Source organism: Nostoc sp. (assembly GCF_036919675.1).
In the GTDB taxonomy this organism is placed as follows: domain Bacteria; phylum Cyanobacteriota; class Cyanobacteriia; order Cyanobacteriales; family Nostocaceae; genus Nostoc.
The window spans coordinates 27,719-43,057 of the sequence record NZ_JBALCP010000063.1 but is presented as its reverse complement, the minus strand read 5'-3'; the positions used below and the strand labels follow the sequence as shown (position 1 = coordinate 43,057).

11 protein-coding genes are annotated in these 15,339 nt (G+C 42.7%); 8 read left to right on the top strand and 3 right to left on the bottom strand.

The features are described from left to right. Window positions 1-198 precede the first annotated feature (198 nt). Window positions 199-1,143: a 1-aminocyclopropane-1-carboxylate deaminase/D-cysteine desulfhydrase gene (locus tag V7K49_RS13270; RefSeq protein WP_335205931.1), complete on the bottom strand. Its 945-nt coding sequence runs from the start codon at window positions 1,141-1,143 to the stop codon at window positions 199-201. A 221-nt stretch (window positions 1,144-1,364) separates the two neighbouring features. Between V7K49_RS13270 and V7K49_RS13265 the strand changes: the two genes are divergently transcribed. From V7K49_RS13265 to V7K49_RS13255, 3 genes are all read left to right on the top strand, one after another. Beyond that, window positions 1,365-3,095: a diflavin flavoprotein gene (locus V7K49_RS13265; RefSeq protein ID WP_335205930.1), complete on the top strand. Its 1,731-nt coding sequence runs from the start codon at window positions 1,365-1,367 to the stop codon at window positions 3,093-3,095. A gap of 147 nt (window positions 3,096-3,242) precedes the next feature. After that, window positions 3,243-3,755: a phosphate-starvation-inducible PsiE family protein gene (locus tag V7K49_RS13260; protein ID WP_335205929.1), complete on the top strand. Its 513-nt coding sequence runs from the start codon at window positions 3,243-3,245 to the stop codon at window positions 3,753-3,755. Between the two features lie 264 nt (window positions 3,756-4,019). Further along, window positions 4,020-5,756 carry a diflavin flavoprotein gene (locus V7K49_RS13255; RefSeq protein ID WP_335205928.1) on the top strand — a complete coding sequence of 579 codons (1,737 nt, stop codon included), beginning with the start codon at window positions 4,020-4,022 and terminating at the stop codon, window positions 5,754-5,756. A 609-nt stretch (window positions 5,757-6,365) separates the two neighbouring features. Here the strand turns inward: V7K49_RS13255 and V7K49_RS13250 are convergent. After that, window positions 6,366-6,524: a hypothetical protein gene (locus V7K49_RS13250; protein ID WP_335205927.1), complete on the bottom strand. Its 159-nt coding sequence runs from the start codon at window positions 6,522-6,524 to the stop codon at window positions 6,366-6,368. 559 nt (window positions 6,525-7,083) lie between these two features. Between V7K49_RS13250 and V7K49_RS13245 the strand changes: the two genes are divergently transcribed. From V7K49_RS13245 to purU, 5 genes are all read left to right on the top strand, one after another. After that, window positions 7,084-8,091 carry an ABC transporter ATP-binding protein gene (locus V7K49_RS13245; protein WP_335205926.1) on the top strand — a complete coding sequence of 336 codons (1,008 nt, stop codon included), beginning with the start codon at window positions 7,084-7,086 and terminating at the stop codon, window positions 8,089-8,091. Then, on the top strand, window positions 8,092-8,904 hold the full coding sequence (locus V7K49_RS13240; protein WP_335205925.1) for an ABC transporter permease: 813 nt from the start codon (window positions 8,092-8,094) through the stop codon (window positions 8,902-8,904). Between the two features lie 151 nt (window positions 8,905-9,055). Next, entirely contained in the window at window positions 9,056-10,729 is a 1,674-nt protein-coding gene (locus tag V7K49_RS13235; protein WP_335205924.1) for a GldG family protein, read from the top strand. Window positions 10,730-10,951: 222 nt separating this feature from the next. Then, on the top strand, window positions 10,952-11,575 hold the full coding sequence (locus tag V7K49_RS13230) for a DUF4340 domain-containing protein (RefSeq protein WP_335205923.1): 624 nt from the start codon (window positions 10,952-10,954) through the stop codon (window positions 11,573-11,575). 184 nt (window positions 11,576-11,759) lie between these two features. Then, window positions 11,760-12,635, top strand: coding sequence for a formyltetrahydrofolate deformylase (gene purU, locus V7K49_RS13225; RefSeq protein WP_335205922.1), 876 nt, complete (start codon window positions 11,760-11,762; stop codon window positions 12,633-12,635). Window positions 12,636-12,877: 242 nt separating this feature from the next. Here purU and V7K49_RS13220 read toward each other — a convergent pair whose 3' ends face one another. Next, window positions 12,878-14,995, bottom strand: coding sequence for an AAA family ATPase (locus V7K49_RS13220; RefSeq protein ID WP_335205921.1), 2,118 nt, complete (start codon window positions 14,993-14,995; stop codon window positions 12,878-12,880). Window positions 14,996-15,339 lie beyond the last annotated feature (344 nt).

Below are 15,339 nucleotides of genomic sequence, written 5' to 3'. Positions count from 1 at the left end.
TCATTAAATATTAGGACTAGCCCTTTCAAGGTGAGCATATGTACTATCAAAGTTTTTACAGCATTTTAGGCATCGGCTGGAATTGAACAAAGAAATTATGCATTAAACCAACTCTTAGAGAGGCTGCGCCAACGACTTCGCTCAGGGTCAACGGTTCGACTTCGCTCACCGTTGACTTTTGACTTCCGCCTTGCGGTACTAGCTCTGTAACCTTTCCTCCATCCCAACGTTGCCCTGTAAGCCGCCTGTGTGTACCAGCAGCAAACGATCGCCTTTACCAAAAAATCCCTGCTGTAGTAAATCCATCACTCCGTAAAACATTTTTGCGGTATATACGTAATCAAGAGGTACGCCATGTTCCTCGCTGAACTGTTGGCTGAACAGCAGCAGCTGATCGTTTACCTTTGCATAGCCGCCAAAGTGGTAATCACATACCAATTCCCAAGATGCCGGGCTATATGTTGCGGGTAAACCAGAGGCGAGGTAATTTGTCAGCAGACTTTCGATTTCTTGTGCCAGAAATGCCCCGTTTTTCAATACTGGAAAAGCGATCGCTTTTTGTCCTTGATGCAACGAAAGCGCAATACCAGCCAGTGTGGTAGCTGTACCACAAGCTACGCATATATGATCAAATGCGTAGGCGTAGCCAGCCGTAGGCATCGCATCACCAATTATCTCTGTACAACCGCGCACACCATTTAAATTACTCCCACCTTCGGGAATGATAAACACCTCACCGAAACGTTGTTGCAGATATTCCTGTAGCGCTGCTGTGTTGCGTTGTCGATACATCTCACGGTTCAGATACACAAGCTGCATACCCTGCTGTACAGCAAAACTCAGTGTCGCATTCAATGGTAGCCTCTCCTCTCCACGAATTACACCAATGGTGCGAAAACCGAAAAGATTACCAGCAGCCGCAGTTGTATAGATGTGATTGGAATAAGCGCCGCCAAAGGTGAGTAACCTCGTGAAATTTTTCTGCTTGGCCTCCAAAAGGTTGTACTTTAGCTTGAACCACTTGTTGCCGTTAACCCACCGGTGCATCAGATCGAGGCGCAGTACATACAGATCAACACCAGCGTTGCGGATAATTTCGCTGTTGATTTGTTGTAGAGGAGGAGAAATAAAAGTTAACGACATGCCTTAACATTCTAACTTAGTATTTACATTTTCTCACATTCATTATTAATGATAAAAGTAATGATAAACATTGAGTAATTTCAATGGTAAATCAATCTAAATGACCAATAAATCTTTCTGATGATTAGCTTTAGAAATTAACATTTTACTAATTGAGTATTTCAGGTAAATATAAGAAACATAGCTCTCGCTTCAAATAATAATCTTTTTGGAGAAAACAAATGGTTGCACTCATCCAGCCCACTCAAGTTACTCCCAACCCAGGACGTTTGACGATTCAAACTGTTGAAATTGCTCCTCAAACGACTGCTATCCGTTGTCTCGACTGGGATAGAGAACGTTTTGATATCGAGTTTTGTTTACGGAATGGGACGACCTATAATTCTTTCTTAATTCAAGGAGAAAAAGTTGCTTTAATTGACACATCTCACCGCAAGTTTGAGCAGCTATATCTTGAGATACTGCTGGGATTAATTGATCCAACTAAAATAGATTACTTGATTATTAGCCACACAGAACCCGATCACAGTGGCTTAGTGAAAAATATTTTGCAATTAGCTCCCTCTATTACTATTGTCGGTGCTAAGGTAGCTATTCAATTTTTAGAAAATATGGTTCACCAGCCCTTTAAATCAATGCAGGTGAAAAGTGGACAGCTATTAGATTTAGGCAAGGGACACCAATTAGAATTTATCTCTGCACCTAACTTACACTGGCCTGACACAATCTTCACTTATGACCACAAAACTTGCACTCTTTACACCTGTGATGTGTTTGGGATGCACTACTGTGATGACCACACCTATGATGAAAATCTTACCTCAATAGAGGAGGATTTTAAATATTACTATGATTGTCTCATGGGCCCCAATGCCCGATCTGTTTTGGCAGCTTTAAAGCGGATTGAAAAGTTAGAAATAAGAACAGTTGCCACAGGACATGGCCCTTTCTTACAAAACTATATCTCGAAATTGCTTGGACGGTATCAAAACTGGAGTTTAGAACAAGCAAAAACAGAGACTTTAGTGGCTCTATTTTATGTTGAAGATTACGGGTATAGCGAACAGTTAGTCCGTAGTATAGCTCATGGATGTACGAAAACAGGCGTGGCAGTAGAATTATTTCCTCTCAATAGTTCTGAGCCTCAAGAAGTTCGAGAATTAGTTGCACAATCTTCTGGTTTAGTAATTGCAATGCCACCCCAATCTTCGGTGATTGTTCAAGCTTGTTTAAGTATTATTTTAGCTGCTGTTTACAAGAAACAGACAATTGGTTTATTAGAGTCGGGAGGGGGAGAAGATGAACCCCTTTACCCTTTACGCAATAAGTTTCAAGAACTAGGATTAACTGAAGCTTTTGCACCTATCTTAGTTAAGGAAATTCCTACCCAAATAATGGAACAGCTTTGTGATGAAGCGGGGACAGATATGGGTCAATGGCTAAATCGCGATCGCACCATTAAACAGATCAAATCCATCAATACCGAGCTAGAAAAAGCTTTAGGGCGTATTAGCACAGGATTATACATTATCACCGCCAAAAAAGCAGAAATTCAGAGTGCTATGTTGGCCTCTTGGGTGACACAAGCGAGTCTTGAACCTTTAGGAGTAGCGATCGCAGTATCCAAAGAGCGGGCAATTGAATCTTTGATGCGCGTTGGCGATCGCTTTGTTTTAAACGTTTTAGAAGAAGGTAAATATCAAGGATTAATGAAACATTTTCTGAAGCGTTTTCCTCCTGGTGCAGATCGCTTTGCCGGAGTCAAAACATATCCAGCAAACAATGAATCGCCCGTTTTAGCTGAAGCCCTAGCTTATATGGAATGTGAAATCACTAGCCGCATGGACTGTGGAGACCATTGGGTAATTTATAGCACAGTCCAAACTGGAAGAGTTGCCAAGCTAAATGCACTTACCGCCGCTCATCACCGCAAAATTGGCAATCATTACTAAATAGGGCATTGGGCATTGGTCATTCTCATTGTCCCCTTGCCTGCCTTATTTTTCCGACTTTTCCTGCTTCTGCTTCTTATAGACGCGATGAATCGCGTCTCTACCCACTCTTGTACAGACGCGATTCATCGCGTCTCCCAAAAAACTATGTATAAATCTGCTGAAAATACCTCAATTACCATGTACGAAATCAATCGGGGGCGCGTCGTGCGAACCTTGGAATTTATCCAAGATATAATTGTAATTTCTTTGTGTATCGGTTTATTTAGCTTTATGGTGCTTCAGGTGAGAGATATGTTTCTCTCCTTACTTCCGCCTCTGGATTTTCATGCTGTTACTGCTGATATTCTCTTTTTACTTATCTTAGTTGAGTTATTCCGACTGCTGATTATTTACCTACAGGAACATCGAGTATCGATTGGGGTAGCTGTTGAAGTTTCCATTGTTTCTGCTTTGCGAGAAGTCATTGTAAAAGGGGTTTTAGAAACTAATTGGAGTCAAGTTTTAGCAACTTGTGCCTTTTTATTAGTGCTGGGAATACTACTGTTTCTGAGAGTTTGGCTACCCCCGACCTTTGAAGGTATCGACCCGGAACAAGAAGCATCTAAACGCTATAAAAATCTAGCCAAGTCTGAATTAACACAAACCAATAATCATTAGGCACAAGCAGGGGAAGCAGAGGAAAGAACTATTGATTATTAGGACTTACGCAAAAAACCTCTCAAACTCTCATTCCTCCGTGTACTCTGTGTCTCTGTGGTTCGTTCTTCCATGACCCGTGCGTAAGTCCTGACTATATTGAACCATCCCCAATGCCCAATACAACTCTTGGAGAGGCTGCGCCAACAGCTTCTCTACGAGACGCTCTTGCGTTCGCTCAGTTACAAGTGCCCAATATCCCATGCCCAATTAAGAGAGGTTATTATGTCTGCTGCCACATTAACGCCCAACCATAGCAGAGATGTACAAGTTGCTGAAATTGGTAAAAATACTCTGATTCTACGATCGCGGACTTGGGACAGACTAAAATTTGAGGTGGAATATTCCCGCCAACGGGGAACTACAGCAAATTCTTATCTGATTCAAGCTGATAAAAAAGCTTTAATTGACCCTCCCGGCGAATCTTTTACCGAAATTTACCTTGAGCAACTAGCACAACATCTAGATTTTATCTCCCTCGATTACATTATTCTCAGTCATGTCAACCCGAACCGCAGAGCAACCTTGCAAGTATTGCTCTCTCTGGTTCCTCAAGCCATTCTCATTTGTTCTCGTCCCGCCGCCAATGCTCTAAAAACTGCCTTTCCCGAATTTGAATCACCTATTCAAGCGATGCGATCGCAAGATACTCTAGATTTAGGACAAGGACATGTTCTATCATTTATCACCGTACCAACTCCCCGGTGGGCGGATGGACTTTGTACCTACGATCCCGCCACAAAAATTCTCTATACAGATAAACTTTTTGGCGCTCATATTTGCGAAGATACTTTGTTTGATGAAGATTGGAAGGGATTAGATGCAGAACGTCGTTACTATTTTGAATGTCTCCATGCACCCCAAGCCAAACAAGTTGAAGTAGCCTTAGATAAAATATCGCTTTTGGGAGCCAGATGTTATGCCCCAGCCCACGGCCCGGTTGTCCGTTACAGCCTGAGTCGTTTTACTTATGATTACCGTCAATGGTGTCAAGGACAAAAATCTCAGGAGTTGAGTGTTGCTTTGCTTTATGCTTCTGCTTATGGAAATACAGCAACTTTGGCGAATGCGATCGCTCAAGGTTTGATCCAAAATGGAGTTAATGTAGAATCAATCAACTGTGAACTAGCCGATTCTGCGGAGATTAACCGCATTGTAGAAACTTGCGATGGCTTGATTATCGGCTCACCCACATTGGGCGGCCATGCACCGACTCAAATTCAAACTGCTTTAGGAATCGTCCTCTCGGTGGCGGCTAAAACTAAGTTAGCAGGGGTGTTTGGTTCTTACGGTTGGAGTGGCGAGGCAATAGATTTAATCGAAAGCAAGCTCAGTGATGCAAATTATCAACTAGGATTTGAAACAATTCGGGTGCGTTTCAGCCCGACTGCTGAGATTCTTCAGCAGTGTCAAGAAGCAGGTGCTTCCTTTGCCCAAAACTTGAAGAAAACTAAAAAACTGCGGACTTCGCGCCAGATTGTCACAGAAACCCATGTAGATCGTACCGAACAAGCGGTGGGGCGGATCGTTGGTTCTCTGTGTGTTGTGACAACTCGTGATGAAGAAACCCACAAAGGGGTTTTAACTTCTTGGATATCTCAGGCAACTTTTAACCCGCCAGGAATTATGATTGCGATCGCTCAGAAGCAAAATGCAGATTTAATGCATCATCCTGGTGATAAATTTGTGCTGAATATCCTCAAAGAAGGAAGAAATGTGCGACGCTATTTTTCTCGTCATAGCACTTTAGGAGATAATCCCTTTGCAAATCTTGCTACACAAACTGCTCTTAATGGTTGTTTGATTCTAAATGAGGCATTAGCCTATTTAGAATGTACGGTGCAAAATCAGCTTGAATGTGGCGATAGATGGTTAATTTATGCCGTCATCAATCACGGTGAAGTGTTGGAAAATGATGGTATCACTGCTTTGGAGCATCGGAAATCTGGCAGCTATTATTAACCTGACTTTTCTACAGTATGTGGAAAACCTCACTTCTATTTCTATCTCCTAAAAGGAGGAGCCACTGCGCCCTTGCGCTCTGCCGACTTGTTCGCTCTTAGCGTTCCCGCAGGATAGCACGTGGCGTCAGAGACTTTGAATTTTCCCCCTTAGAGTGTCGGGAAGGGGGTTATACCATTTCACTTTAATAATGATACAAATACGTTGGTAGGGGCATGGCAATGCTCATTAGTGTCAACTTAAGGAAAAAGCCTGCCTAGAACAAGCTTTCAGAGATTGTCTCGTTGTCTCGTTAAGAGTCTCCGACTGGGAATGCCTAATGTGAGGCTCCGCCTCAAGACTAGCGGCAGAGCCGCAATGAAAGAGCATTTCCAGCCAGAGGCTGTTAACGAGGTTTAAAGGAGTTTTTGCTTACAGCAGTTTTCATCTATTTGAACCACATCTGTCGTAGGGGCGCAAGGCCTTGCGCCCCTACCGCTTGGTCTATTTACCTGAAAATAGCTCTACGATAAATCTATTTGTATCAGGGTTTTCGTGAATTGGTATTAGGGGTTAGGTTTTTCGTGGGCTTTCCTACATAACGTGAAAAGTCAGGTACACACAAGTCTTTTAGAGTTGCAATGCGATTGTTTTGGCTGACAATGCGATTGTTTCGACTGACAATGCAATTGTTTCGACTGACAATGCGATTGTTTCGACTGACAATGCGATTGTTTTAACTGACAATGCGATTGTTTCGGCTAACAATGCGATTGTTTCGACTGACAATGCTAAACTTTTTACGGAATCTGCAAAACCTCACTTCCATTCCTCTCTCCTCTTAAGACTACGGTGTACACACAAGTTAAATTACCCCCCTCAATCCCCCCGATGTATTGGCTACGGTGTACACACAAGTTATCGAATCACTACCAGTCCTCGAATTACCCCACCCTAACCCTCCCCGTATGTATTGGGGAGGGAATGAGAATCTCTTGTTTCCCCCCTTGGAAAGGGGGGATTAAGGGGGGTAATTCGACTTGTGTGTACACCGTAGGATGTATTGGGGGGAAGCCGGAAATCCAGTTCCCTCCCCAATACATCGGGGAGGGTTAGGGTGGGGTAAAAACCAGATTCGTAAACTACTTTAGACTTGTGTGTACACCGTAGCCTCTTAAGAGGAGAGAGGCTTTGATTTTTCGCCTTTCTCTAGTACAGAAGCTTGCTTGGTAGTTAAGTTTTTCAGGAACTTTACCCATTGTCGGCGAATCTTAGTGCCAATCCCCCATGCTGAATATCGTGATCTAAGATTGTTGGGTATCCTATAATTTGCGATCGCTTGATACCGATGATTGAAGTTGAGCATCTAAGTAAAATATACGGTTCCACCCCAGCGATTACTGATGTAACTTTTAGCGTCGAGCCAGGGGAGATTTTAGGGCTTCTGGGGCCCAATGGCGCTGGTAAAACCACAACCATGCGGATTCTGGCTGGTTATTTACCGGCAACGAATGGTAATGCCCGGATTGCTGGTTATGATGTCCATGAAAATTCCCTGGCTGTGCGCCAACGAATTGGTTATTTACCGGAAACACCACCGTTATATCCAGAAATGACGGTGGAGGGATTTTTGCATTTTGTCGCACGAATTAAGGGAGTTCCAGCAGGCGAGCGCACCAATAAGGTAATAGCCGCTATAAAACGCTGCAATTTAGAAGATAAGCGGCGGGTAATTATTCGCAAACTTTCTAAAGGATATCGCCAAAGGGTAGGAATTGCTCAAGCGATCGTCCACGATCCACCAGCGATCATTCTGGATGAACCCACTGTCGGACTCGATCCTCGACAAATAATTGAGGTGCGGAATTTAATCAAAAGCCTCGCTGGGACTCACACAATTATTCTTTCCACGCACATTCTGCCAGAAGTTAGCATGACTTGTAGCCGTGTAGCCATCATCAACCAGGGCAAAGTTGTGGCAACTAATACACCAGAAAACCTGATGACCCAGTTGACAGGCGGTTCAGGATATGAGTTGGAAATAGAAGGAGAAGCTGCCCTAGCGAAACAAGTATTGCAAAAAGTCGCGGGTGTGAGTCTGATAGAATCAATTCCGACGGGAATGCTTGGTAATCAACCACAGGCAAATCGCGCTTACCTGCGGGTGATATCGCAACCGGGAAAAGAACCAGGACGGGATATTGCCACAACATTAGTGCGTGCAGGATTTGGTTTACATGAACTGCGGCGTGTTAACGCCACTTTAGAAGATGTGTTCTTGCAACTGACCACAGAAGAAAAGAATTTCGAGACTGAGGTAGACTTAGCAGCAGACAACGAAGGAGAGGCAGCGTAAATGGGTATAGTACTGAGTAATATTATTGCCATTTATCGCCGAGAGTTACAGAGTTATTTTGTATCGCCTTTAGCTTATGCGATCGCAGGCATATTTTGGTTGCTCGCGGGGTTATTCTTCGTGATGATTTTGCTAGGGCCAGATGGCATATTGGTAGGAGTCGCGGCAATAGATTCACAAGGGCAACAACTAGGAGTGCCAGTACCGCCAATAGATGTCCCCTACGAATTTATCAAGGTATTTTTGGAGCGTATGGAGTGGCTATTGCTGTTTATCCTGCCAATTTTCTCAATGGGACTCTATGCCGAAGAACGTAAGCGGGGCACTTTAGAACTGCTAGCCACGTCACCAATCACCAATTGGGCGGTAGCTGTAGGTAAGTTATTAGGCGTGCTAACATTTTTCACCACGATAATTGCACCTATGCTAGTGTTTGAAGCGATCGCCATCAGCGGATCAAATCCACCAATGGCGCTCTCAATTCCTTTGCTGGGTCATTTTGGATTAATCTTGCTAGCAGGGGCAATTTTATCTTTAGGAATGTTTATTTCTTCCTTAACAGACAGCACAATTCTGTCTGCTGTTCTCACATTTGCAACAGTTTTATTGTTGTTGTTGATTGATTTAATCGCCAAAATTGTCCCTGGCCCAGTGGGTGAAGCCTTAGGTTATCTCTCATTGCTGAAACATTACAACACCTTAATTCAAGGCATTTTTGATACCAGCGCTTTGATTTTATTCGCCAGTTACATTTTTTTGGGCATCTTTCTCACAGCTCAATCAATTGATGCACTGCGCTTTCAAAGGCAGTAGTCATATAAATTATGAGTTAACCCTTCGGCTTACCTCGGCTCCGCTCGGCACAAGTCGCTCAGGGTTAAAGCCGAGCAAAGTCGAGGCTTTAAAAGTTAGAAGTTATGAGTTAAAACTCATAACTCCTAACTCCTCACTTCAGTTTAAGAATATGAAGATAGTTGCAAAAAAGAAACTGTGGAAATATCTGTTTTGGTTGGGCCCGTTCCTAATTACTGTCGGCTTAACAGTTGGGTTAGTCTCTCAACAGTGGGGACTAATTCCATTAGCATTTCTGATTGCGGGAATTGTGATCAGTGGATTGGGGGTAATATGGCAAAGCTACCAGAGTAACTGGTGGAGGCGTCGTTCTACCCAAGCTGGGACTAATGCTCTAGTAGCAACTCTAGCAGTGTTGGCAATTTTGGGATTGATTAACTTTTTGGGAACTCGCTACCACTTGCGGGCAGATTTAACAGAAACTCAATTATTTACCCTTGCGCCCCAGTCACGGGAATTGGTGAGGGTTTTACCACAGCCAGTTAAGGTGTGGGTGTTTGATATTAACCAGAATCCCCAAGACCGAGAATTACTAGAAAATTATCAACGGCAAAGCTCAAAATTTAAATATGAGTACATCGACCCCCAAGCTAGACCAGGACTTGCAGAAAAGTTTGGCGTTAAAGATTATGGGGAAGTTTATTTAGAATCTGGGGATAAGCGGCAATTAGTGCAAACAGTAAATGAAAATGAACGCCTGTCGGAAGTCAGATTAACTAGTCGTCTGCAACAACTAACAAATTCAAGCACAGCCAAAGTTTACTTACTCCAAGGTCATGGCGAACGCCAACTTTCGCCTGGTAAAGGTGCAATATCACAAGCAATTCAGGGATTAGGCGACAAAAATTTCACAACATCACCGCTGAATTTAGGAGAAACTTCCAAAGTTCCTGAAGATGCCGCTGTCGTGATCGTGGCTGGCCCGAAGCGAGGGCTGTTTGAAGGCGAAGTCAAAGCCTTACAAGAGTATCTTAATCGCGGCGGTAACTTACTGCTGATGATTGATCCTAATACCGATCCCAAAGTTGACAGCTTGCTACAAGAGTGGGGTGTTCGTCTGGATAATCGTTTAGCGGTCGATGTCTCTGGCGAAAGTGTCGTGGGACTTGGCCCTGCTACGCCCTTAGTCACAGAATACGGACAACATCCGATTACCAAAGATTTCCGTAACGGCAATTCTTTTTATCCGATTGCCCGACCCCTGGAAATTAGCTCTGTGCCTGGTGTTGAGGCTACTCCACTGCTGCGAACCAAACCCTATCCCAAAAGCTGGGCGGAAAGCGACCTCCAAAGCGAAAAATTGGAGTTTAATGCAGATAAAGACTTGAAAGGGCCTCTAACCTTAGGCGTAGCCTTAACAAGAAAAGCAGTTAAATCTGCTTCCACTCCCCAAGCTGCCCCGATACCTTCACCCCTACCATCACCAACCACTCAAAGCAAGGCTTCCCCCACTCCCCCTGCCTCCCCTGCTCCTCTTGCTCCCACTCCTTCCCCCACTCCCTCATCTCAAACAGCTACTGAGTCCCGGTTAGTGGTTTTAGGAAATTCCAATTTCGCCACTGATGGCTTGTTTCAACAGCAATTAAATGGAGATGTATTCCTCAACTCAGTTACTTGGCTGAGTCAGCAGGAAAAGCAACCCCTTTCCATTCGCCCCAAAGAACCGAAAAACCGTCGGATAACCCTGACAACCACACAAGCCAATCTTTTAATATTGTCATCTCTGTTAGTTTTACCCTTAATTGGGTTTGCGATCGCAGTTATTATTTGGTGGAAACGAAGGTAAGAAAGGAGAGACGCGATTAATCGCGTCTGTACAGGAGTTAGGAGTAGAGACGGGATTAATCGCGTCTGTACAGGAGTTATAAATATTAACTCTTCACCAATACCCCATGCTCAATACAACTCTTGGAGAGGCTGCGCCAACGACGCCGGCTCCATCGAGCGAACGCAAGAGCGTCTCGTAGAGAAGCCGAGATGCTCACTACAAGTGCCCAATGATTAAAAAATGAAATTGCCACGAACGACTTTAATTTTGATACTGCTAGCGCTGGGTTTAGGTGGTTTTGTTTACCTCTATGAAATTAGGGGTGCGACTGTGCGAGAAGAAATCAACGAGCAAAAGCAGCAAATTTTCTCTTTTGCAGAAGATGATGTGCAGTCTCTAACAGTCAAGACAAAAAAACTCACCTTGAATCTGGAACGTAGCTCTGAATCTAGTAACCCCAAGTGGTTAATCAAATCTCCGATATCGGGACCAGCAAATGATGCTATTGTTTCTTATTTGATGGATTTGTTGGTCAAAGGTAAGAGCGATCGCACTTTATCAACTCCAGTAAAAGAGCTTGGAGAATTTGCCTTAGATCAACCTCAAGCCACTATCAATATCATCCTGAAAAACCGACAAAGCCATCAATTGATTTTAGGTAAATCTAACTTTAACGGACGTTTCTTGTATGCTCAAGCTGACTCTGCTGCTAAACCCGATGGGAATATAAATGTGTTGTTAGTATCTACAGATTTTGCAAATGCTGTGAATCGTGAACTATCAGAGTGGAAGCAACCTGTAGATAATAGTCAGAAACTACCTGGACTCAGCACCCCTTTACCAACTCCGACAAATGGTAAATGAGGATAGCGGCTACACAGGCAAAGTCTGCCCCCGCCGACTAAGGAAAAATTGAGGGTTTGAAACTTACGTTTGTCCTTGGCGTTCCCGCATGATAAGTGGGTAAAGTTTCGTGTAGACGCGGTTTTGAACCGCTGATTTAACGTTAAGTTGACACTTTAAATCTCACTATTTTTTATAATTTATTATGACAAATCCGACAGCAACATTGCTGATTTCCTGCCCAGATCAACGGGGACTAGTGGCAAAAATTGCCAATTTTATCTATTCTAATGGTGGTAATATTATCCATGCAGATCAGCATACAGACTTTGCTGCTGGGTTATTCCTTACTCGCATTGAATGGCAGTTAGATGGGTTTAATTTACCGCGAGAATTTATTGCACCTGCTTTTAATGCGTTTGCGAAGCATCACGAAGTGCTCGCACAACCTTTAGACGCTAAGTGGGAAATACGTTTTTCTGATACAATACCACGCATTGCTATTTGGGTAAGTCGGCAAGACCATTGTCTATTTGACTTAATTTGGCGACAACGCGCTAAAGAATTTGTGGCTGAAATTCCTTTAATTATTAGTAACCATTCTAATTTAAAGGTAGTTGCAGAACAATTTAATATCGACTTCCAGCACGTTTCCATCACTAAAGACAATAAATCAGAACAAGAAGCCCAACAATTAGAATTACTCCGCCAGTACAAAATAGATTTAGTTGTATTGGCGAAATATATGCAGATTGTTAGTGCAGATTTTATTAATAAATTTCCGCAGATTATTAATATTCATCATTCATTTTTACCAGCTTTTATCGGAGCCAATCCCTATCACCGAGCTTTTGAACGTGGGGTAAAAATTATTGGGGCAACGGCGCATTATGCCACTGCTGATTTAGATGCAGGCCCAATCATTGAACAGGATGTAGTGCGAGTCAGTCACCGTGATGAAGTTGATGATCTGGTGAGAAAAGGCAAAGATTTGGAGAGAGTTGTATTAGCAAGAGCGGTGCGATCACACTTACAAAATCGTGTATTAGTCTATGGTAATAGGACAGTAGTATTTGAGTGATTTTATATCCGAAGGAATCTAAACAGGCAGTTTTCAAGTTAGAAAGCGTCTTCATGAGTAATCCTCAATTCCCTCGATAGCGCTTCTCAATCAAAGGTGTGAACCCTGCTCAAAATTAATACCCTTGAGTTTCCAAACATTCAAGCGTCCCGTCTATTACAATTTGGCGATCACAGTAGAGAAATTTCCGAGAGTGCAGGGAAGGAGTTGTAACTGTGCGTTCCGAATTAAACCTTCAAATCCTAATGATCGGCAATTATCCGATCAGCAATTTGCTTCATGCCTGCTGGCTGAAAATTATTATCACGCATACGAGCTAAGATCAAATCTCGAAACTTTTCATAAGGAATGCCTTGCCCAAATTTTCCTACAAAGCGCTTTATAATGTCGCGCCCACGGAAATTTATACGCCAAGTGCCATTTCCAAGAGATGTAGTTGCTTCTAAGCGATATTGTGTTTCAAGGTCAGTAAGATGTTTTTCAGAAAGCTCATTTAAAGTCAATTTTTCAATGCTATCATGGCATCGAGCAACTGCTTTTGCAAGTTCAGATCCTACAGATTGGATACTTGGATCAAAACCAAGACCGAGTTTGTTTTTAAGTTGGTGATTTGCGTACTTACGCAACCGATGTGTAACCATATCAGTAATTATCTCAGAGGCGAACTCCGTAAGTTTTTTATCAATATCTTTCTCCGTCACAACTTCCTTACATAAGGCATTTATATCCCGAAGAGCTTGGAAAATGAAATGTGGTTCGAGGAGATAGTTCTCAATATGGTAAACATCCCAACTCATACGATTGGAATTTTCTACCACATCTGACTCATCTGTATCGCGGTCAGTTACGGCGTAAAACTTTGCAGGGATATGACCAGCACGCCGCGCATTCTCCAGTACTTCGTAAAGGTCTGCAACTCGCCTTTTGTTACCACCTGATATAAAGTTGACTGCATCTGAAAATTTTGGGAAGAGCTGACTAACCATCCAACGGTCAAACTCAGTATTACCTCCACCTTCAAAAATTACAATTTTGGCACCTGGGCGGTAAGCTGCAAGGTCTCCAACGAGGTCAATAATTATTCGCTCAACATCTTCATTTGCTTTAACTACCGTAGCCTGATTTTTACTGTCCAAATTGCTAGGCGGTTGGATATGAAATACTTGGAAGTCATCACGCTCAACGGCTTCTCTGATAAGAGTGTCAGAATGCGTAACTAACCATAACTGATTTCCTAATGGCTTTCCAAGATGCTTGTGATATAAAGATGCTAGACCACTTATCAGGCGTGGATTTAGGTGAAGTTCAGGTTCGTCCATTAGAAGTACAGAATTCCGAGGAGCCGTGTTCCGTAAACGCAGATAGCCGTAGAGAACTTCCTTCTCACCAGAACTTAGCTCATTGATATCATGTATGGCACCAGAGGTCGTTCGGACAGGAAATAGGAGCTGTCCATCAGCCCCAGCTTGCGCTCCTAAAAACTCTTTACCAGGGAAAAAAGTTGTAAACAGTTCTTTTAATGTATTAGTTAGCGTATCAATTTTGCCACCTGTTGTACTAATCTCTTTCGCAAGAAGTTGACGAATATAGCCTGAAGCCATTTCTGCCTTCAAGTTTAAATATTTGTTTGTGTAGTTGTAGAGTGTATGTTGCCGCAATTGCTGTTCATTCGACTCAAGACTGAGGTTAATTGCGCTAATTTTTTCACGGGCGTAATTTCTACCAGCTCCATGATAATCAATGATGCCAATGTGCTGGGGCTTATAATTGCCGAATACAAGCTCAAGAATTTGTGATGGTGCTATTTCTATACTACTATCAGGCTGTATTCTGATACGGCCAACGTGAGAAGTCTGCTTTAAATCCTTAATCAGAGATGAAACTGTCTCTCTGGTACGCTGTTCTACAATAGGCGTGTATATGCGTTGTTGCATTGCCAGGGATTGTACATTGGTGAATCCCCCCTGCCAAGGTTGAAGTGAGACCCCCTGCCAAATTTGATTTTGTAGGAGACTACTTGCATTATCTTGTAACAGCTTATTTGCCTCATTTAAAAGGTACTTATTTTCTTCAGGAGATAGCAAAATCTCTACAACTACTTCTAGTGGCTGATTCTTATCTTGAAACAGAGATAAGATATCTTCTTGTCTACTCCTATTAAGTTGGAATTCATTGAACCACTGTTGCAACTCATTCTCCTGATAACCTCCATAGAATGACTTTAACAGTCGGATTGCATCCAAAACGCATGACTTCCCACAGCCGTTTGGCCCAGCAATAACAACAACCTCGCCCAAGTCTGTAAGCTTAAGACCAGTAATCGCACGAAAATTTTTGATTTCAAGGCTACAAATACGCATTATTTAACTTTAAAACTAATCTTACCCACATTCCATTTTAATAGATGCGATATTTTTGACGTTTGATAGTGGAATAGTAAAAATTAAGCACTCTATTAGTCAAATAAATAAAGTGACCAAAAAAGGTTTCGATAGGCTATATCATTCAGAGGATACTTTAAATGGAAAAATTCAAATTTCTGAAGCATAAAAGCAGAAAGTTTTAGAAAAAATAGGAGAAGTCTGTGGGCGCGATGTCAGAATCCATCTACTGGCATCTCAATTTATAGAGGAAAAAGCTCACAACGAAACTCTGGAACAAAGTCAGGCTGAAAAGATGTGGATTTACCAAAAGCGCCAATAAC

What these genes read in the sequence shown, in the direction of transcription:
- V7K49_RS13235 (WP_335205924.1), top strand. Translation starts at nt 9,056, where the DNA reads ATGAAGATAGTTGCAAAAAAGAAACTGTGGAAATATCTGTTTTGGTTG.
- V7K49_RS13265 (WP_335205930.1), top strand. Translation starts at nt 1,365, where the DNA reads ATGGTTGCACTCATCCAGCCCACTCAAGTTACTCCCAACCCAGGACGT.
- V7K49_RS13270 (WP_335205931.1), bottom strand. Translation starts at nt 1,143, where the DNA reads ATGTCGTTAACTTTTATTTCTCCTCCTCTACAACAAATCAACAGCGAA.
- purU (WP_335205922.1), top strand. Translation starts at nt 11,760, where the DNA reads ATGACAAATCCGACAGCAACATTGCTGATTTCCTGCCCAGATCAACGG.
- V7K49_RS13230 (WP_335205923.1), top strand. Translation starts at nt 10,952, where the DNA reads ATGAAATTGCCACGAACGACTTTAATTTTGATACTGCTAGCGCTGGGT.
- V7K49_RS13240 (WP_335205925.1), top strand. Translation starts at nt 8,092, where the DNA reads ATGGGTATAGTACTGAGTAATATTATTGCCATTTATCGCCGAGAGTTA.
- V7K49_RS13260 (WP_335205929.1), top strand. Translation starts at nt 3,243, where the DNA reads ATGTATAAATCTGCTGAAAATACCTCAATTACCATGTACGAAATCAAT.
- V7K49_RS13255 (WP_335205928.1), top strand. Translation starts at nt 4,020, where the DNA reads ATGTCTGCTGCCACATTAACGCCCAACCATAGCAGAGATGTACAAGTT.
- V7K49_RS13220 (WP_335205921.1), bottom strand. Translation starts at nt 14,995, where the DNA reads ATGCGTATTTGTAGCCTTGAAATCAAAAATTTTCGTGCGATTACTGGT.
- V7K49_RS13245 (WP_335205926.1), top strand. Translation starts at nt 7,084, where the DNA reads ATGATTGAAGTTGAGCATCTAAGTAAAATATACGGTTCCACCCCAGCG.